This is a genomic window from Klebsiella sp. JN_Kp121 (assembly GCF_040062145.1).
GTDB lineage: Bacteria > Pseudomonadota > Gammaproteobacteria > Enterobacterales > Enterobacteriaceae > Klebsiella > Klebsiella aerogenes.
Window position 1 is genome coordinate 484,610 of record NZ_JBEAHX010000002.1, and the last position, 17,561, is coordinate 502,170.

The 17,561-nt window shown below is 55.2% G+C and carries 18 protein-coding genes; 6 read left to right on the forward strand and 12 right to left on the reverse strand.

Going from position 1 to position 17,561, the window contains the following annotated elements; genetic code table 11:
- The first annotated feature begins 63 nt into the window (after positions 1 to 63).
- The 5 genes from pgpB to yciH all read left to right on the forward strand — a co-directional run bounded on the left by pgpB (position 64) and on the right by yciH (position 3,707).
- Entirely contained in the window at positions 64 to 822 is a 759-nt protein-coding gene (gene pgpB, locus ABLU86_RS04955) for a phosphatidylglycerophosphatase B (protein WP_015366228.1), read from the forward strand.
- Positions 823 to 964: 142 nt separating this feature from the next.
- Entirely contained in the window at positions 965 to 1,273 is a 309-nt protein-coding gene (locus ABLU86_RS04960) for a LapA family protein (protein WP_015366229.1), read from the forward strand.
- 6 nt (positions 1,274 to 1,279) lie between these two features.
- A complete protein-coding gene (lapB, locus tag ABLU86_RS04965) occupies positions 1,280 to 2,449 on the forward strand; it encodes a lipopolysaccharide assembly protein LapB (protein WP_015366230.1) in 1,170 nt (389 codons plus the stop codon).
- Positions 2,450 to 2,643: 194 nt separating this feature from the next.
- Positions 2,644 to 3,381, forward strand: coding sequence for an orotidine-5'-phosphate decarboxylase (gene pyrF, locus ABLU86_RS04970; protein WP_015705735.1), 738 nt, complete (start codon positions 2,644 to 2,646; stop codon positions 3,379 to 3,381).
- Entirely contained in the window at positions 3,381 to 3,707 is a 327-nt protein-coding gene (gene yciH, locus ABLU86_RS04975; RefSeq protein ID WP_015705734.1) for a stress response translation initiation inhibitor YciH, read from the forward strand. Before pyrF ends, yciH begins: the two co-directional genes overlap by 1 nt.
- Positions 3,708 to 3,820: 113 nt before the next feature.
- Here yciH and osmB read toward each other — a convergent pair whose 3' ends face one another.
- The 7 genes from osmB to ABLU86_RS05010 all read right to left on the reverse strand — a co-directional run bounded on the left by osmB (position 3,821) and on the right by ABLU86_RS05010 (position 10,401).
- Positions 3,821 to 4,039, reverse strand: coding sequence for an osmotically-inducible lipoprotein OsmB (gene osmB, locus ABLU86_RS04980; RefSeq protein ID WP_026612282.1), 219 nt, complete (start codon positions 4,037 to 4,039; stop codon positions 3,821 to 3,823).
- Between the two features lie 268 nt (positions 4,040 to 4,307).
- Positions 4,308 to 5,057, reverse strand: coding sequence for a DNA-binding transcriptional regulator YciT (locus tag ABLU86_RS04985; protein WP_015366234.1), 750 nt, complete (start codon positions 5,055 to 5,057; stop codon positions 4,308 to 4,310).
- A gap of 70 nt (positions 5,058 to 5,127) precedes the next feature.
- Positions 5,128 to 5,310 carry a hypothetical protein gene (locus ABLU86_RS04990; protein WP_015366235.1) on the reverse strand — a complete coding sequence of 61 codons (183 nt, stop codon included), beginning with the start codon at positions 5,308 to 5,310 and terminating at the stop codon, positions 5,128 to 5,130.
- A 149-nt stretch (positions 5,311 to 5,459) separates the two neighbouring features.
- Positions 5,460 to 7,394 (reverse strand): exoribonuclease II, encoded by a 1,935-nt coding sequence (locus ABLU86_RS04995; RefSeq protein ID WP_015705733.1) that lies wholly within the window; start codon positions 7,392 to 7,394, stop codon positions 5,460 to 5,462.
- Between the two features lie 81 nt (positions 7,395 to 7,475).
- Positions 7,476 to 8,636, reverse strand: a complete 1,161-nt coding sequence (locus ABLU86_RS05000) for a carboxymuconolactone decarboxylase family protein (protein ID WP_015705732.1) — start codon at positions 8,634 to 8,636, stop codon at positions 7,476 to 7,478.
- Between the two features lie 191 nt (positions 8,637 to 8,827).
- Positions 8,828 to 9,616, reverse strand: a complete 789-nt coding sequence (gene fabI / locus ABLU86_RS05005) for an enoyl-ACP reductase FabI (RefSeq protein ID WP_015366239.1) — start codon at positions 9,614 to 9,616, stop codon at positions 8,828 to 8,830.
- Between the two features lie 242 nt (positions 9,617 to 9,858).
- Entirely contained in the window at positions 9,859 to 10,401 is a 543-nt protein-coding gene (locus ABLU86_RS05010; protein ID WP_015705731.1) for a HutD family protein, read from the reverse strand.
- Positions 10,402 to 10,598: 197 nt separating this feature from the next.
- Here ABLU86_RS05010 and ABLU86_RS05015 point away from each other — a divergent pair, with 197 nt between their 5' ends.
- The gene (locus ABLU86_RS05015; protein WP_348795974.1) at positions 10,599 to 12,026 is read left to right on the forward strand and encodes a cytosine permease; all 1,428 of its coding nucleotides are present in this window, start codon (positions 10,599 to 10,601) and stop codon (positions 12,024 to 12,026) included.
- A 47-nt stretch (positions 12,027 to 12,073) separates the two neighbouring features.
- On the opposite strand, the gene sapF is transcribed toward ABLU86_RS05015, so the two are convergent.
- The 5 genes from sapF to sapA are packed head-to-tail and all read right to left on the reverse strand — an operon-like array spanning position 12,074 to position 17,362.
- Complete coding sequence (gene sapF / locus ABLU86_RS05020; protein ID WP_015366242.1) at positions 12,074 to 12,883, reverse strand: peptide ABC transporter ATP-binding protein SapF; 810 nt, start codon at positions 12,881 to 12,883, stop codon at positions 12,074 to 12,076.
- Between the two features lies 1 nt (position 12,884).
- Positions 12,885 to 13,877: a putrescine export ABC transporter ATP-binding protein SapD gene (gene sapD / locus ABLU86_RS05025; protein WP_015366243.1), complete on the reverse strand. Its 993-nt coding sequence runs from the start codon at positions 13,875 to 13,877 to the stop codon at positions 12,885 to 12,887.
- Positions 13,877 to 14,767 carry a putrescine export ABC transporter permease SapC gene (gene sapC / locus ABLU86_RS05030; protein WP_020078584.1) on the reverse strand — a complete coding sequence of 297 codons (891 nt, stop codon included), beginning with the start codon at positions 14,765 to 14,767 and terminating at the stop codon, positions 13,877 to 13,879. The genes sapD and sapC overlap by 1 nt, the downstream gene beginning before the upstream one ends.
- Complete coding sequence (sapB, locus tag ABLU86_RS05035) at positions 14,754 to 15,719, reverse strand: putrescine export ABC transporter permease SapB (protein ID WP_015366265.1); 966 nt, start codon at positions 15,717 to 15,719, stop codon at positions 14,754 to 14,756. The genes sapC and sapB overlap by 14 nt, the downstream gene beginning before the upstream one ends.
- Positions 15,716 to 17,362 (reverse strand): ABC transporter substrate-binding protein SapA, encoded by a 1,647-nt coding sequence (gene sapA, locus ABLU86_RS05040; RefSeq protein ID WP_015705667.1) that lies wholly within the window; start codon positions 17,360 to 17,362, stop codon positions 15,716 to 15,718. The genes sapB and sapA overlap by 4 nt, the downstream gene beginning before the upstream one ends.
- Between the last annotated feature and the right edge of the window lie 199 nt (positions 17,363 to 17,561).

Consider the following 17,561-nt stretch of genomic DNA (forward strand, 5'->3'; position numbering starts at 1 on the left):
CGGAAAGCGCACAAACGATCTACTTTCCGTTATGATATTCAGAAGGAAAGAGAAGGAGATACGATGCTGTTGATTGCCAAAAGGACCGCCATCGGGGCGGCGCTATTGCTTGTTATGCCCGTTATAGTCTGGCTCTCCGGCTGGCAGTGGCAGCCGGGTCAAGCACCGGCCATGTTGAAAATGTGGTACTGGGTGACTGAAACCGTCACCCAGCCGTGGGGAATAATTACTCACGTAGCGCTATTTGGCTGGTTTTTGTGGTGTTTACGTTTTCGTCTGCGCGAAGCGCTGGTGCTGTTTCTCATTCTCGGCGCCGCTATCCTGGCAGGACAGGGGCTTAAATCCTGGATCAAAGAACGGGTGCAGGAACCACGGCCGTTTGTGATTTGGTTAGAAAGAACCCAACAGGTTCCGGTGGCGCAATTCTATGAGTTAAAACGTAAAGAACGCGCTAAACTGGTGCATGAGCAATTGGCTGAGCAACAGACAATACCGGGGTTCTTGCGTAAACACTGGCAAAAAGAGACCGGTTTTGCCTTTCCGTCCGGCCATACCATGTTTGCCGCCAGTTGGGCGCTACTGGGGGTCGGGCTGTTGTGGCCGCGCCGGCGCTGGGTAACTATCGGTTTGCTGTTGGGTTGGGCTACTGCGGTCATGGGCAGTCGTCTGGCGTTGGGTATGCACTGGCCGCAGGATCTTATCGTGGCGACCAGCCTTTCATGGCTGCTGGTTACCGCGGCGACCTGGCTCACGCAGCGTTTTTGCGGCCCGTTAACCCCGCCTGTTGAAGAGGCGAGCGATATCAAAAAACGCGCAACCTGACGGCGTTTATGTTGAATTTCGCGGCATCTGGCCGCATATCATGATGGGTGTCATGCTTTTCCATTTCACCACTGCGGTGAAAATGATACTTTATAGGGCTTGAACGCGTTTTACTCGCGCCACCCACAGAACGGGAAGTCATGTGAAATATTTACTTATTTTCTTACTGGTATTAGCTATCTTCGTCATCTCTGTGACGCTGGGCGCGCAAAATGACCAACTGGTCACGTTCAACTATTTGCTTGCCCAGGGTGAGTTCCGTATCTCCACGCTGCTGGCGGTACTGTTTGCTGGCGGATTTGCCATTGGTTGGCTGATCTGTGGTCTGTTCTGGCTGCGGGTACGTGTGTCGTTGGCGCGCGCCGAGCGTAAAATTAAACGCCTGGAGCAGCAGATCGCGCCAGTGGCCGCGGCGCCCGCTGATGCCGGCGTCCCTGCGGTCAAGGAATAACCTTCTATGCTGGAGTTGTTGTTTCTGCTTCTTCCCGTTGCCGCTGCCTATGGATGGTATATGGGGCGCAGGAGCGCACAACAGTCCAAACAGGACGATGCTAGTCGCCTGTCGCGTGATTACGTGGCCGGGGTCAACTTCCTGCTGAGCAATCAGCAGGACAAAGCCGTAGATCTGTTCCTCGATATGTTAAAAGAGGACACCGGCACCGTTGAAGCTCATCTGACGCTTGGCAACCTGTTTCGTTCCCGTGGCGAAGTTGACCGCGCCATCCGTATTCACCAAAGCCTGATGGAGAGCGCCTCGCTCACCTACGATCAACGCCTGCTCGCCGTCCAACAGCTGGGGCGCGATTATATGGCCGCTGGCCTGTACGATCGCGCGGAAGATATGTTCAAGCAACTGGTGGATGAAACCGACTTCCGCCTGGGCGCGCTACAACAACTGCTGCAGATTTATCAACTGACCAGCGATTGGCAGTCCGCCATCGAAGTCGCCGAGCGGCTGGTAAAATTGGGCAAAGAAAAACATCGCAGCGACATCGCCAACTTCTGGTGTGAGCTGGCGCTACAGCAGATGGCCAGCAACGATCTCGATAAAGCGATGACGCTGCTGAAGAAAGGCGCGTCTGCGGACCGCAACAGCGCCCGCGTCTCGATTATGATGGGGCGCGTGTGGATGGAAAAAGGCGACTACGCGAAAGCGGTAGAAAGCCTGGAACGGGTGATTGGCCAGGATAAAGAACTGGTGGGTGAAACCCTGGAAATGCTGCAAACCTGTTATCAGCAGTTGGGTAAGCATGCGGAGTGGGAAGCGTTTTTGCGCCGCTGTGTAGAAGAGAACACCGGTGCGACGGCGGAACTCATGCTGGCGCAGATTATCGAGCAGCAGGAAGGGGCGGAAGCGGCGCAAAGCTATGTAACTCGCCAGTTGGAACGTCACCCAACGATGCGCGTGTTCCATAAACTGATGGACTACCATCTTAATGAGGCGGAAGAAGGGCGCGCGAAGGCGAGTCTGGGGGTTTTGCGTAACATGGTTGGTGAACAGGTGCGGAGCAAACCGCGCTACCGCTGCCAGAAGTGCGGTTTTACTTCCCACACCCTGTACTGGCACTGCCCGTCCTGCCGCTCGTGGGCGACTATCAAGCCGATTCGCGGCCTGGATGGTCAGTAACTTCTAAAAAAAGCCAGACTTTAGTTACAACATACTTATCTGGGTTTTACCATGCCCAATCCTGTTGCCGCGTGCCCGTTTTTGTCTGTAGAGGGGCAAAAGCAGCCTGTCATTTTCCCCACTTCGCAGGTAGAATGCTGCCCGTTTACCTTTTTTGCGCCCTGGCGGCGCTCATCCACAATTAAGGTCCGGTCATGACGTCTACTGCTACCTCTTCTCCTCGTGTTATCACATCCTCTCCCGTCGTTGTTGCGCTTGATTATGATAACCGTGACAAGGCGTTAGCCTTTGTTGATCGAATCGATCCCCGCGACTGCCGGTTGAAAGTAGGTAAGGAGATGTTCACGCTGCTGGGGCCGCAGTTTGTTCGCGACCTGCATCAACGCGGCTTTGAAGTGTTCCTCGACCTGAAATTCCACGATATTCCTAATACCACCGCACGTGCGGTCGCCGCTGCGGCGGAACTCGGCGTATGGATGGTGAACGTTCACGCCTCCGGCGGCGCGCGTATGATGACGGCTGCCCGCGAGGCGCTGTTGCCGTTCGGAAAAGAGGCGCCGTTACTGATTGCGGTCACCGTATTGACCAGCATGGAAGCCAGCGATTTGCAGGACCTTGGCATCACGCTTTCTCCTGCCGATCATGCCGCTAAACTGGCTGCGCTAACCAAACGCTGTGGTCTCGACGGCGTAGTCTGTTCCGCGCAGGAAGCCGTCCGCTTTAAGCAGGAGTTAGGGCAGGAATTTAAGTTAGTCACGCCAGGGATCCGCCCTACAGGCAGCGATGCTGGCGACCAGCGCCGAATCATGACCCCGGAACAGGCGCAGCAGGCGGGAGTTGATTATATGGTGATTGGTCGCCCGGTTACCCAGTCTGCCGATCCGGCGGCAACGCTTGCGGCAATCAACGCATCGCTGAAGCAGGGGGCGTAATGAGTGATTCTAATAGCCGCCTGGTTTACTCCACCGATAGCGGCCGTATCGAAGAGCCGAAAGCGGCGCCGCAACGAGCGAAAGGCGATGGCATCGTGCGTATTCAACGCCAGACCAGCGGGCGCAAAGGAAAGGGCGTCTGCCTGATTACCGGCATCGATCTGGATGACGACGCGCTGGCGAAGCTGGCCGCTGAGCTGAAAAAGAAATGCGGCTGCGGCGGTTCACTGAAAGATGGAGTGATTGAAATTCAGGGGGATAAACGCGACTTGCTGAAATCACTGCTGGAAGCCAAAGGGATGAAAGTGAAATTAGCGGGTGGCTAAGATAATTTCTATGAAATAAACAACAAGGCCACGGTATTTACCGTGGCCTTAATTATTTGTAGATGCGTGAGTCAGTAACTACGAAATTATTATTAATTTAATATGCGGGGTGGTTATTTGCCAACCTGGTGGCCAATGATGCCGCCAACCGCTGCGCCACCCAGGGTGCCCAGGGTGCTGCCGTCAGTTAATACCGCGCCGCCCAGTGCGCCGGCGCCGGCGCCGATTGCGGTGTTACGGTCGCGTTTAGACCAGTGAGAGCAAGCGCTCAGAGACATTACTACAGTAACCGCCAGTACGGCCGCAGCCATTTTTTTGCTCATCGAAGTCATCATTTTATTCTCCTGAATAATCTATTCATGGATACAACTTCCTTTAAGCATAGCAACAGGCTATGACTTACGGGTTATTCCATGAAACTTAAGTTGCGCAGGTGTTGCTCTAATCACGCAGGTGATAGTCACTTCCTGTTATATCGCTAATAATAATTCTACTTATTTTAAAATTTAACGTCAGGTAAAAAATCTTAATTGCGGGTCGGAATACTCTCAGACGCAGAAGGGACGCCAACGCCATTTTATCGGGCGCTGGCGGAAGCGATCAGGCGGGGTTAACAATATCGACGGTTAAACCGCTGTCGGTGAGCTGCTGGCGGATAGTGTCGTGCAAATTATTATCGGTAATGATGCGATTGAAACGGGAAATCGGGCCCAGCGGATAGGGATGCACAACGCTGAATTTCGAGCTGTCGCTCAGCACAATGGCTTCGCACTGTTTTTCCAGCACCGCATTAACCACATCGGCGCGCATCATGTCGCGGCCGGTGAAGCCGGTTTCGCTCTGCCAGCCGTCAACGCCGATAAATGCCTTGCTAAAGTGTACCTGCTGAATGCACTGGCGGGTTAACGGGCCGACCATGCTTTCACTGCGCTTCTGATAAATACCGCCCAGCAGAATCACCTCGCCCGGCGTTTCCTTGAGTAAATGCGCGATATAGCTGCTCACGGTGATGATGGTGATATCGCCGCGTTCCGCCAATGTGCGAGCCAGAAGGGCGTTTGAACTGCCATTTTCGATGAACACCGTCTCTCCGGCTGCCACCAGCGACGCGGCGCGCGCGGCGAGTTCACGCTTAATGGCAAAGTTGGTCATCATCCGGGTTTCGACGTCTTCACTATCCAGCGGTACCGCAAAGCCGTGGGTACGGCGCAGGTAGCTTTGTTTTTCCAGAGAATTCAGATCCTGACGAATAGTGACTTCTGAGACACCGGTCATCCTGGCCAGATCGGCTACGCTCATACGGCCTTTATCGATGACCATTTGCAAAATACTTTGTTGTCGGGCGTTCATAGCTACATCACAGTTAGAGGTCTATACGGCGCCCAGCAGGCCTTAAGGCGTGCTGGGGGACAGGAATGATTTAGATTTCCCACGGCGCTTTCGATTGCCCTGAGTCCTTCTCTGGCTCGTCGTGAGACAACGCCTGCAGCTCGGCTTTGAGGATCTCCAGATTATGGATCGCCGAGTGATAATCTCCGGCAACCAGAATATCCAGCACGGTATCGATACGTTGGGCGAGCAGGCGGGCATTCAGATCAGACATAGCATTATCCTGGTTACAAAAATGAATGAAATCAATGATGCAAAAAACAGTTGCAAAAGAGAAGCGAAAAAAACGCACATCCTTGCGCGGCTGGCGATATTCACTCAAAACGAGAAATGTATGGCCCCTGGGCAGGGGCCATAAAAGCGTTACGCCGCCGGACGGGCGATGACGCTGCGGGTTTCCATACGGACTTCAGCGATAGTCACGTCGATAACATCGGTGACTTTGTAAACGACTTCACCTTTAATCTGTACGGTTCCGTTCTCCTGACTGCAGACCAGTTCATCGCGCACCGCGTGCAGGAAAGGTGCCGGGATAAAGGCGACAGCGCCGTTATCGACCAGGCGCACGCGCATGCCGCCGCGGCTGACATCAATGATTTCTGCCGCGTAGCGGGTATCGGTTCCGGCTTTATCATTGAGGAAGCGAGCATACAGCCAATCTGCGACGTCGCGTTCCGCCATCCGGTTCAGACGACGGCGTTCCGCCATCTGCACGGTGACGTCATCCTGCGGGCGACCAATGGTCTCGCCTTTGATGACGGCTTTTAACAGACGGTGGTTGATCATATCGCCGTATTTACGGATTGGCGAAGTCCAGGTGGCGTAAGCTTCCAGCCCAAGGCCGAAGTGCGGGCCCGGTTCGGTACTGATTTCGGCGAACGACTGGAAGCGGCGGATGCGGCTATCAAGGAAACCTGAAGGCTGAGCATCCAGTTCGCGGCGCAGTTTACAGAAACCGTCGAGTGTCAGGACTTCCTGCGGATCGACGTGCACATCGTGCGTCTTCAGCAGCGCGGCCAGTTGTTCGGTGTTGGCCGGATCGAAACCGGTGTGCACGTTATAAACGCCAAAGCCCAGGTTATCTCGCAGCACGCGTGCCGCGCAGATATTAGCGGCAATCATTGACTCTTCAACGATGCGGTTGGCGATGCGGCGCGGTTCGGCAACGATATCCAGCACTTCACCTTTCTCACCCAACACGAAGCGATAATCAGGGCGGTCTTTGAATACCAGCGCGTGGGTTTGACGCCATTCGCTGCGGCGCTGGCAGACTTCCTGCAGCAGTTTGATTTGCTGCGCGATAGCGTCATCAGCAGGCTGCCATGAGCCGATATTTTCCAGCCAGTTGGAGACGTCGTCATAAGCCAGTTTGGCTTTAGATTCGATAGTTGCTGCGAAGAATTCGATATTATCTTCAATGGCGCCGTCAGCCGCCAGAGTCATGCGGCAGGCGAGTACCGGACGCACTTCGTTGGCGCGCAGCGAACACAAATCGTCAGACAGCTCGCGCGGCAACATTGGGATATTAAAGCCCGGCAGATAGTTGGTGAAGGCGCGGATTTTCGCCGCGTTGTCCAGTTTACTGCCCTCGGCAATCCACGCTGTCGGATCGGCGATAGCGACGGTCAGCAGCAGTTTACCGTCGTCGGCGCGCTCGACATACAGCGCATCGTCCATATCTTCGGTGCTGGCGCTGTCGATGGTTACGAACTCAAGCGGCGTCAGATCGCGGCGTTCCAGTCCTTCATCGAGCATCTCGGTGGCAACGCCATTCGGCGCTTCTTTTTCCAGGTTATGACGCGCCAGCGTCACCCACCACGGCACGAAATGATCGTCGCTAAAGGTGATGAATTGCGTTAATTCGGCATAGAAACCGCGGTCGCCTTTCAGCGGATGGCGACGCATTTCAGCCACCGCCCAGTCACCCTGTTTGAAGTCGTGTTCTACGCCGCGCGCGGCGCGGCAAGGGATGGCGTCTTTCAGCAGCGGATGATCAGGAACAATAGACAGACGATCGTCTTTTTTCTGCACTTTACCGACAAAACGGGTCAGGAAAGGCTCAACCAGCTCTTCCGGCTCGGCGCTTTCACGTTCTTTTTCGGTATGGACCACAGCGATAATACGATCGCCATGCATCACTTTTTTCATTTGCGGCGGCGGAATGAAGTAGCTTTTTTGCGAGTCGACTTCAAGGAAGCCAAAACCTTTTTCCGTGCCTTTAACGACCCCTTCAACGCGGGGAGTCTGGGAATGCAATTGCTGTTTAAGCTGCGCTAGCAGCGGGTTGTCCTGAAACATAATTAGGTTTTTTCGTGGCTAAAAGAGCGGCTGACATTTTTACGCGAATATGCCTGCCTCAGCAAGCGCTGTTTCAGCATTTTACGTCGCTTGACGTACCTCACCGAGGGCGATTTTAAGCCGGTTCAGCCACCCGCAGAGGCCGCACCACGCCAGCAGATCGATAGCCTCAACGCGGGAAAGCCCATATTCAGTGAGGGGAGTTAGCTGCGCGGCGCTAAAACGGTCCGGCGCACGAGTCAATAGCTGCGCCGCCTGTAGGAAAACGTGTTCCAAAGAATGGCTTCGCGCCCAGTGCTGAACCGTTCGTTCATCGCCGCGCAATGCCTGCAACAATCCGTTGTCACCTGTCCAGCGAGCTCTCCAGGCGTTAAAACAGCTGACGCTGCCGTTGATTCGCGCCGCGAGTAACGCCGCCATTGCGCTTAAGGGCTGCGCAGAATTATCCAGTTGATTCAGCAGTTGATGTAGCAGGGCCAACGCGCCTTCATCCGTTGCCAGAAGGGGGGCGAGAGGCTGCAGGCCGGGATGACGGTTCCATGCGGCGAGCCTGACTTGCTTGTCATCATTGGCGTAACGCAGGTCGGCATCATCGATATCCAGGGACCACTCTCCAGTAACATCAGTAAAGCGTTCTGCCGGGGCATCATTCTGCTGCGGCATACCGGGAAGCCAGCGTACCGGTTGCCCAAGCGCGGCCTGAAATGCGGCCACCGCGCGGGCCTGAAAGCCCACGAAGCCGATAATTTGGTTAATTAACACAATATCGCGGCTGGTCAGCCCGACCTCCTCAAGCTGGCGGCGGGAGACCTCGTTGATAACCGAGGGAGAACTGGCTAACTGGCGGGCGTACTGGGTTATCTGCGCCAACCGGTGATTACTTTCTCGTGAGGAGTCAGGGCCAGGCAACGGCGCCAGACGGGCGGCGTAGTGGTTACACAAGCGCTGTATGCCGTAGACCTGAGCGACGGTCAGGGCGGTGCTAAGACGGTCGTAGGCGCTGAAGGTTTGTAATCGGGTTACCGTGACGTTGTCCGGGAAAAGGACCTTTGTCAACTGACGCGCGGGCGCCAGCCAGCCTTCATGAGGGTGGCTGAGATCGGCTGCGAGTGGCAGATCGAGCAAAAAACGGTCATCAACGTCAGCGGCCTCCGGGACCAGAGGAAGAATCTCGACCGGGCTATTGGTTGACTGGGTCTCGTGATACCAGTGGTTTTTGCCATACACGCGGCGTTGCTCCATGGGCGTTCCTTGTTCGGTAGGTGGCGAACCGCCGTTTCGCGGTACCTCTATGCACAACTATCCTGGCGTAACCCTGAAGCAGGAGAAAATATTGATACGTACTAACAAATAGCGGATTGGAATAACAGAAGAGAAGCGTAAGCAGAGAAAGGAGAGAGATCCTCCTCACCGGGGTGAGGAGGATAGGGAACTTATTTCAGTTCCAGTTCGTTCATCGCAGCGATGCTGAAACCGCCGTCAACGTGAACGACTTCACCAGAGATGCCCGCAGACAGGTTAGAGCACAGGAAGGCCGCGCTGTTGCCGACGTCTTCGATGGTGACGGTGCGACGGATCGGGGTGACCGCTTCGCAGTGCGCCAGCATTTTACGGAAATCTTTGATACCGGATGCCGCCAGGGTGCGGATCGGACCTGCGGAGATGGCGTTAACGCGAATACCTTCCGGACCCATCGCGTTCGCCATATAGCGTACGTTGGCTTCCAGAGACGCTTTTGCCAGACCCATCACGTTATAGTTCGGGATAGCGCGCTCAGCGCCCAGATAGGAGAGGGTCAGCAGCGCGGAGCCCGGGTTCAGCATCGAGCGGCAAGCTTTCGCCATCGCCACGAAGCTGTAAGCGCTGATGTCGTGGGCAATTTTGAAACCTTCGCGGGTGACGGCATTGACGTAGTCGCCATCTAACTGGTCAGCCGGCGCATAACCGATAGAGTGCACGAAACCATCAAATTTCGGCCATACTTTTTCAAGCTCAGTGAACAGCGCGGTGATGCTTTCGTCTTCAGCCACGTCGCACTGCAGCACAATGTTAGAACCCAGCGCAGCAGCAAACTCTTCTACGCGGCCTTTCAGTTTTTCGTTCTGATAGGTGAATGCCAGTTCAGCCCCTTCACGGTGCATTGCTTGCGCAATACCGTAGGCGATGGACAGTTTACTGGCCACGCCAGTGATCAGAATGCGCTTACCGGAAAGAAAACCCATAGCTTTAATCCTTATCGTTATTGCTTATTTTTACTCTAACAATCAAACGGTTAACGTTGTTATTTCAAAATAACTCAAATTTAGCCGGGAATTATATCCCACTGAAGACCCCTTGTGTCACGATTTTTTGTGCCGCCTATCGCAACGCAGCGCGTAATGATAAATGCGCTTACCCCAGTATATCACCGGATAATCACTACGTTTTACCGTGAGATCACGACGCGTTACCGATATTTCTGCGGTTAACGGCGCACGATCGTGGTGAGTAACAGTAGAGCGTCCGTCGTGAGCGGCGCGAGTTCGCCCGGCGTTTGCTGATGCCAGAAAATACCCGATTGCGCTTCACATTGCCGTTCACCAAGTTGCCAGCGCCCCTGTAATACCCAAGCGACGCCTTCGTCGCCGGGAGTCTGTATATCATCAACGACCCGTACCTCGGCGGCGGCGCGGTTGCGCTGGGTCATGATATTAAAGTCGAGACCGGGTTCGCGGATCCCTTCGCTACGCAACGGCCACTCGCCGGCAAAAGCCCAGGGTTGCCAAAGCGTTAAAGCGTGATCGATAGCTTCGCCTTTCAGGCGCAGCGGCTGCCCGGCCAGTAGAGTAATGACCCGGTCGACGCCGGGAAAGCAGGAAAACGGGCCATCATTTTGCAGGGTGGCAATGCTGGCTCGCCATAAAAAAGGGGCGTCAGGAGAGGGGACACAGACTATCTCACGGGTCTCGCCTGCGCCATTTTTCCAGGGCGTGACGGGCAGAGTGGATAGTTGGACGGGAACGATCATGAGCGTTACACCTCGGTTTAGCGCGGTATGCGCAGGCGTTATCAACGTTATTGTTATGGTTTTGTTACTTTTTGCAATACAAAGAATTTACATATTCATCACAAAAATAGGATGCGTGCGGTGCGGGCAGTTGTCAATGCTTGTATATACAGGATCGGTCAGATGGGGAGTGAATAAATAATAATAGCGAGGTACCTATGTCTTCTTTTTCATCTACAGATGGGCAGTCAAAAAATAGTCAGGCTGGATTAAGTGAAACGCGGTCGATTGATTACATCCCCGAGCGCGAAAGGCATGGGCATCCGTTTAGCCAGTTTACCCTGTGGTTTGGCGGCAACCTGCAGATTACCGCTATTGTCACCGGCGCTTTAGCCGTGGTGCTGGGCGGCGACGTGGTGTGGTCGCTGATAGGTCTTCTCCTCGGTCAGGTGCTGGGGGCGGCGGTAATGTCGCTGCATGCGCTGCAGGGACCACGGCTGGGTTTGCCGCAGATGATAATAAGCCGCGCCCAGTTTGGCGTCTTTGGCGCAGTAGTGCCGTTGGTACTGGTCTGCATTATGTATGTCGGTTTCTCCGCCAGCGGTACCGTACTGGCGGGGCAGGCGATGGCAAAACTGTTGAGTATCAGCAATGTAGCCGGAATGCTACTATTCAGCGCAATTATTATTGTTATTGCGGTGCTGGGTTATAAGGTAATTCATAAGCTGGGTAAACTGGCGAGCATTATCGGCATTCTGGCCTTCGTCTATATGTTCGTTACCCTGCTGATGTCGGCGGATCTCGCGGCCCTGGCGCAAAATAACCATTTCTCCCTGCCGATGTTCCTGCTGGCGGTGTCGCTGTCCTCGTCGTGGCAAATCGCTTTCTGCCCGTATGTGTCCGACTATTCGCGCTATTTGCCACGCAATGTATCGGCAACGAAAACGTTTTGCTCGGTGTTTTTCGGTACCGTATTGGGAACCCAGACATCTATGACGCTGGGGGTGTTTACCGCCGCGATTGCCGGCAGCGCTTTCCCCGGTCATGAAGTGAGTTATCTGGTGGGATTGGGTAAAAGCCAGGTGATGGCGATGGTTATCTACTTTGCTATTTGCTTTGGCAAGATCATCTTCACGACGCTTAACGCCTACGGCAGTTTTATGTCTCTGACCACCATTGTTTCCGGTTTCCGTCGCCAGACGGCGTTGTCGCAGAAATGCCGCGTTGCTTTCGTCGTCCTGATGGTCGCGGCTTCGTGTATTATCGCGCTGCTTAGCGAACCGGCTTTCTTAAAGCACTTCACCCATTTCCTGTTATTTCTGCTGGCCTTTTTCGTTCCCTGGAGCGCCATCAGCCTGACCGATTACTACATTATTTCTAAAGGCGCGGTCGATATTCCGGCGCTTAGCGATCCGCATCAGCGCTATGGTTTCTGGAATTTGTATGCCATTACCATTTATATCATTGGCGTGCTTATTCAACTGCCGTTTATTGAGAACCCGCTGTTCCATGGTTCGCTGACGTGGATATTCGCCGGCAATGATGTGTCATGGATTATCGGCTGGGTAGGTACCGGATGGTTGTATTATGCGCTGCGCCGCTTTGACCGCCGACCATTACCGGCGCAGAGTGTGTTTCTGCAGTGATAAATAGCAGGGGCTGCTATTATGCTGCCCCTGAAGGAAGGTTAACGCTATTTACCATCTTTTCGCCAGGCGTCGGCAGTCAGCGCCTCGCCGAAATGGCCGGCGATCAGCCGCTTGGTCAGTTCGTGGAGCGGCGAGGCGAGCACATCGGCGGTGCTGCCGCGTTCGACCACTTCACCCTCATGCATCACCAGCACCTGATCGCTGATATGCTTCATCATCCCCAGATGCTGGGTGACATAGATGTAGGATATTCCCTGTTTTTCCTGTAGTTCCAGCATCAGGTTGATTAGTTGCGAGCGCATTGACATATCCAACGAGGCCAGCGCCTCATCGCAGATAATCACTTTCGGACGCAGGATCAAGGCGCGAGCAAGACCCAGGCGCTGCTTTTGCCCCGGCGCCAGCATATGCGGATAGTAGCTGACGTGATCCGGTAGCAAGCCCACCATGCGCATCGTCTCGATAATCTGCTTTTCCCGGGCTTCTGGTTCAAGATCGGTATTGAGACGCAGCGGGAAATCGAGGATCTGCGAAATACGCTGACGTGGGTTGAGCGAGGTCGAGGGATCCTGAAAAATCATGCGAATACGCTGGCTGCGGAATGAGTAGTCGCCAAACTCCAGCGGATGGTCGTCAATCAACAGTTCGCCGGTGGTCGGCTCAACCATCCCGGCCAGCATTTTGGCCAGCGTTGATTTACCGGAGCCGTTTTCACCAATAATCGCCAGCGTCTGACGCTCGCGCAGGGTAAAGCTCAGCGGCTTCACCGCCTCTACCGTCTGACGGTGGAACCAGCCGGTGCGATAGCGAAAGGTCTTACTCAGATTGCGAACTTCCAGCAATGTTTCGACCATTTCACTCTTTCTCCATGTTCAGCGGGAAATGACAGGCGTACAGATGATTACGCGCGCCGGTCAAACGCGGCGTGACGATACACTCGCGTTGCGCATAGGGACAACGCGGCCCCAGCCGACAGCCGATCGGCAGTTGTTCCAGCAGCGGAATGGCGCCGGGCAGGGTATTCAGCCGGCTTTTATGCGGCATTGAGCTGCCGAAATCCGGGATGGCGCGAATCAATGCCTGAGTGTAGGGGTGATGAGGGATGGTCACCAGCTCCTCGCTCGGCGCGGTTTCTACCGTCTGCCCGCAATACATGACGTTAATTTTATCCGCCCATTTGCTGAGCATCTGCATATCGTGACTGATCAGCAAAATAGTGGTGTTGTTATTCTGGTTGAGCCGGGTCAACAGGCGAATAATCTGCGCCTGGGTGGTTGGCTCCATGGCGTTAGTGGGTTCATCAGCAATCAGCAAGCGCGGCTGGTTAGCAAGCGCGATGGCGATCATGACCTTCTGACATTCGCCGTCGGTCAGCTCGTAGGGGAAGCTGCGCATAATATCTTTGTGATCTTTAATTCCCACCCGGTGCAGCAGTTCAATAGCGCGGCGCTTACGCCAGCCAAAGCGTTGCCACCAGTGGCCTTTAAAGGTCCAGCCGGGGATATTTTGCATCAACTGCAGCCCAATACGCTCGGAAGGATCAAGACAGGATTGCGGCTCCTGGAAGATCATCGATACGTTGTGGCCAATCAGTTTTCGGCGCTCGCGGTTAGAGAGACGCAGCAGATCGATATCATCAAAACGCATACGGTCGGCGGTGACCCGCCAGTTATCTTTGGTGACGCCGCAAATCGCCTTGGCGATTAAGCTTTTGCCGGAACCTGATTCCCCCACCAGGCCACGGACTTCACCTTCAGCCAGCGTCAGGCTGACCCGATCGACGGCCTTTACCCAGCCCTCGTTGGTTTTAAACTCAATGGTTAGATTACGAATATCCAGTAACGGCATTATTGAACCCCGGCAATAATTGCGCGGCGAATACCGTCGCCCAGCAGATTGATGAGCAGTACGCTTATCATGATGGCCGCTCCCGGCAGCATGACCGTCCAGGGGGCGACGTAAATCAATTCCAGCGCGTCGCCGAGCATGGCGCCCCATTCCGGAGAGGGTAGCTGAGCGCCGAGGTCGAGAAAACCGAGCGCGGCAATGTCGAGGATCGCCATCGACAGCGCGCGGGTAATTTCGGTGACAAGCCCTGCGGTAATATTAGGCAGAACCGCAAACCAGAGAATATTGAGCGTGGAAGCGCCGTCGAGGCGGGCGGCAATCACGTACTCTTTTTCCAGTTCATCGTGCACCATGCTGTAGACCGAACGCACCATGCGCGGCAGCAGCGCCAGCCAGACGGCGAACATGGCATGGCTCAGATGCGGTCCGGCGAATGCGACGACGATAATCGCCAGCAGCAGCGACGGAATCGACAGCAGGGTGTCGAGAATGTGGTTCATTATCGCTGAACGCAAACCGTGGGTGGAACCAGCAATCACGCCGAGTACCAGGCCGAACAGCGCGGCGCCGAGCGTGACCACAAAGGCGCCGCCGACGGTCGGCGCCGCGCCGCTGAGCAGGCGACTTAGCACATCGCGACCAAGATCGTCGGTCCCGAGGAAGAACGACACTTCGCCATAGCGCGACCATGAAGGCGGCAGCAGCTGGTAGCCGAGGAACTGCTGATCGATGCCATAAGGCGCGAACCAGCCGCCGAATACGCACAGCAGCACCAGCGCGCCGCAGCCGTATAAACCAATCATCGCGGTGGTATCGCCGTAGAATTTACGCCATACGGTGCGCAATGCGCCGGGCGGGCGCTTTTCGAGATAGACGCTATCGTAGGGCATACCATTCCTTATGTTTCAGTGGGTTAGCCATGGCTCCTAAAATATCCGAGATCACGTTGACGATAATGACCAGCGCGCCGATCACCATCACTCCGGCGGAAATCGCTGCGTAATCCTGTTGGCGGATAGCGTTGATCAGCCAGCGCCCCAGTCCCGGCCAGCTGAAGACCATTTCGGTAATCATTGCCAGCGTTAGCATGGTGGAGAACTGCAGACCCAGGCGCGGGATCACCGGCGGCAGGGCATTGTGCAACACGTGACGATGCAGAATCGTCCTGCGGGTAACGCCGCGGGTCGCCGCCGCTTTAACATAGTTAGTATCGTAGACTTCACTGGTGCTGATACGCATCAGGCGAATCACTTCGGTGGTCGGCGCGACGGCCAGCGTCAACACCGGCAGCACCATATGCCGCGCGGCGCTGACGATCATCTCATGGCGCCACGGCGAATCAGAGAGCCAGGCATCAATGAGCGCGAAGCCGGTCACCGTCTTCACTTCGTACAACAGATCAAAGCGGCCGGAGACCGGCAACCATCCCAGCGTTAGCGAGAAGAACAGGGTGAACAGCAACGCCAGCCAGAACACCGGAATGGAGAACCCCACCAGCGCCAGGGCGCTAATGAGCGTGTCCGGCCATTTATTACGCATAATTCCGGCAATCATCCCCACGGGAATGCCGACCAGCAGCGCAAAACCAAACGCCAGAATGCACAGTTCCATCGTGGCAGGGAAGACCACCTTCAGCTGTTCGGAAATCAGCTGGCCGTTGATGCTGGAGACGCCAAAGTCCCAGTGCAGAACTCCTTTGAACCAGAACAGCCAGGCATTCCATAGCGATGCGCCCTGCAGCGGCGCGTGCGGCGTAAAGTAGCTGAGGCTAAAGCCAATAAAGGTGAGAAAAAACAGCGTCACAAGTAACAGCAGCAGGCGGCGCAGGGTAAAAATAATCATGGTTTTTTCACCTCTTCTTTTTCGCGCGACACGCCTGCGAAGGAGGCGTTGCCAAACGGACTCAGCACCAGTCCTTTCATATCATAGCGATAAGCCTGCAGACGCAGCGAAGAGGCCAGCGGCAGCACCGGTAATTCACGGGCGAGAATATGCTGAGCCTCTTTGTAGGCCTCGATACGCGACGCCAGCTGTTGTGAAATCAGCGCTTTTTGTAATACCTCGTCAAACTCGCGGTTGCACCAGTGGGCGAGGTTGGTCTGCGAACCAATCGCCGCGCAGCTTAACAGCGGGCGGAAGAAGCTATCCGGGTCATTACTGTCGGTCGCCCAGCCGGAAAGCGTTAAATCGTGGCTCATATCCATTAAACGCGCCTCCTGGAAGCGGCCTTCAACCGGAATAATAATCACTTTGACACCCACTTGCGCCATATCCGCCTGTATCAGCTCGGCGGTTTTCAATGGGCTGGGGTTCCACGCCTGGGAACTGGTCGGCACCCACAATTTTAGCGTGAGATTACTGAGCCCCAGCGCCTGCAGACGACGGCGCGCCTCCGCGGGGTTGTATTCGGTAATTTTAGCGTCGTTATCATAAGCCCACGAGGCGCGTGGTAGCATTGAGGCCGCGGTTTCCGCGGTGCCGTAGTAGATCGATTGCATCAGACGCTGGTTGTTGATCGCCAGCGCCAGCGCGTGGCGAACTTCCGGATTATCCAGCGGCGGTTTAGCAGTGTTAAAAGCCAGCCAGGCGATATTCATACCCGGGCGCAGCGTCAGACGCAGGCGCGGATCGTCGCGCAGGATGGTGAGCTGGCTGGCGGCGGGCCAGGCCAGCACGTCGCATTCGCCGGTCAGCAGTTTTGACAGACGGCCGGTGCCGCCGGAACCGAGATCCACCACCACCTGTGGCATCAATGGCTTGCCGCGCCAGTAGGCCGCGTGGCGCTGCAGGCGGATGTACTGCCCGGTGCGATACTCTTCCAGTTTAAACGGGCCGGTGCCGACGGGCTGGCGGTCGAGTTGTTCTTCGCGGTCGCTTTTGGTCAGCTGCGCGGCATACTCCGCCGACATGACTGAAGCATAGTGTGTTGCCAGGTGCCACAGGAATGAGGCATCCGGGCGTTTCAAGCGAAACTCGACGGTATGGTTATCCAGCTTACGAACGCTTTCTACGGTGTCGGCGAACTGCAGGCTATCGAAATAGGGGAAGCTACTGCCGTTAACGCTGTGCCACGGGTCGTCGCGGTTAAAGATGCGCCCGAAGGTAAAAATGACATCATCAGCGTTAAAGGCGCGGGTCGGTTTAAACCAGTCGGTGGTCTGGAACTGGACCTTATCGCGCAGATGGAAGCGGTAGGTGGCGCCGTTATCAAGCACTTCCCAGCTTTCCGCCAGTTCAGGCACCAGACGATAGGTATAAGGGTCGACGTCGAGCAGGCGATCGTAGATCTGGGCGGCGAGGGTGTCGACAATCAGGCCGCTGCTGACTTTTTGCGGGTTAAAGGTATTTACCTGCCCGCTGACGCAATAGACAAACCCGCTATCGCGGATATCGGCATTAGCCGGCAGCGCCGGGGCCGGTGCGGCAAAAGCCTGCCCGCACAGCATCGAGGCTGCCGCTAAAAGAGAGGACAATTTCAGGCGCATATTTTCTTTTTGATCATAGAGCAGAGCTCTATCTTATTAATATTAAATGACATTTACCACCACCTTTACGACATCGAGGGGGATAATGCGGTCACCGGCAGCGCATGTTGTCCAGCCAGTTGGTCAAAATAGTGTCGGAAATAAACCAGTATTAAGAAACATGGTATCTTTTTATTGCCGATTTCTCCAGTTAGCCATC

What these genes read in the sequence shown, in the direction of transcription:
- sapD (WP_015366243.1), bottom strand. Translation starts at nt 13,877, where the DNA reads ATGCCGTTACTGGATATTCGTAATCTAACCATTGAGTTTAAAACCAAC.
- osmB (WP_026612282.1), bottom strand. Translation starts at nt 4,039, where the DNA reads ATGACTTCGATGAGCAAAAAAATGGCTGCGGCCGTACTGGCGGTTACT.
- sapB (WP_015366265.1), bottom strand. Translation starts at nt 15,719, where the DNA reads ATGATTATTTTTACCCTGCGCCGCCTGCTGCTGTTACTTGTGACGCTG.
- fabI (WP_015366239.1), bottom strand. Translation starts at nt 9,616, where the DNA reads ATGGGTTTTCTTTCCGGTAAGCGCATTCTGATCACTGGCGTGGCCAGT.
- sapA (WP_015705667.1), bottom strand. Translation starts at nt 17,362, where the DNA reads ATGCGCCTGAAATTGTCCTCTCTTTTAGCGGCAGCCTCGATGCTGTGC.
- ABLU86_RS05000 (WP_015705732.1), bottom strand. Translation starts at nt 8,636, where the DNA reads ATGGAGCAACGCCGCGTGTATGGCAAAAACCACTGGTATCACGAGACC.
- ABLU86_RS04985 (WP_015366234.1), bottom strand. Translation starts at nt 5,057, where the DNA reads ATGAACGCCCGACAACAAAGTATTTTGCAAATGGTCATCGATAAAGGC.
- ABLU86_RS05015 (WP_348795974.1), top strand. Translation starts at nt 10,599, where the DNA reads ATGTCTTCTTTTTCATCTACAGATGGGCAGTCAAAAAATAGTCAGGCT.
- pgpB (WP_015366228.1), top strand. Translation starts at nt 64, where the DNA reads ATGCTGTTGATTGCCAAAAGGACCGCCATCGGGGCGGCGCTATTGCTT.
- ABLU86_RS05010 (WP_015705731.1), bottom strand. Translation starts at nt 10,401, where the DNA reads ATGATCGTTCCCGTCCAACTATCCACTCTGCCCGTCACGCCCTGGAAA.
- ABLU86_RS04995 (WP_015705733.1), bottom strand. Translation starts at nt 7,394, where the DNA reads ATGTTTCAGGACAACCCGCTGCTAGCGCAGCTTAAACAGCAATTGCAT.
- ABLU86_RS04990 (WP_015366235.1), bottom strand. Translation starts at nt 5,310, where the DNA reads ATGTCTGATCTGAATGCCCGCCTGCTCGCCCAACGTATCGATACCGTG.
- pyrF (WP_015705735.1), top strand. Translation starts at nt 2,644, where the DNA reads ATGACGTCTACTGCTACCTCTTCTCCTCGTGTTATCACATCCTCTCCC.
- lapB (WP_015366230.1), top strand. Translation starts at nt 1,280, where the DNA reads ATGCTGGAGTTGTTGTTTCTGCTTCTTCCCGTTGCCGCTGCCTATGGA.
- yciH (WP_015705734.1), top strand. Translation starts at nt 3,381, where the DNA reads ATGAGTGATTCTAATAGCCGCCTGGTTTACTCCACCGATAGCGGCCGT.
- sapF (WP_015366242.1), bottom strand. Translation starts at nt 12,883, where the DNA reads ATGGTCGAAACATTGCTGGAAGTTCGCAATCTGAGTAAGACCTTTCGC.
- sapC (WP_020078584.1), bottom strand. Translation starts at nt 14,767, where the DNA reads ATGCCCTACGATAGCGTCTATCTCGAAAAGCGCCCGCCCGGCGCATTG.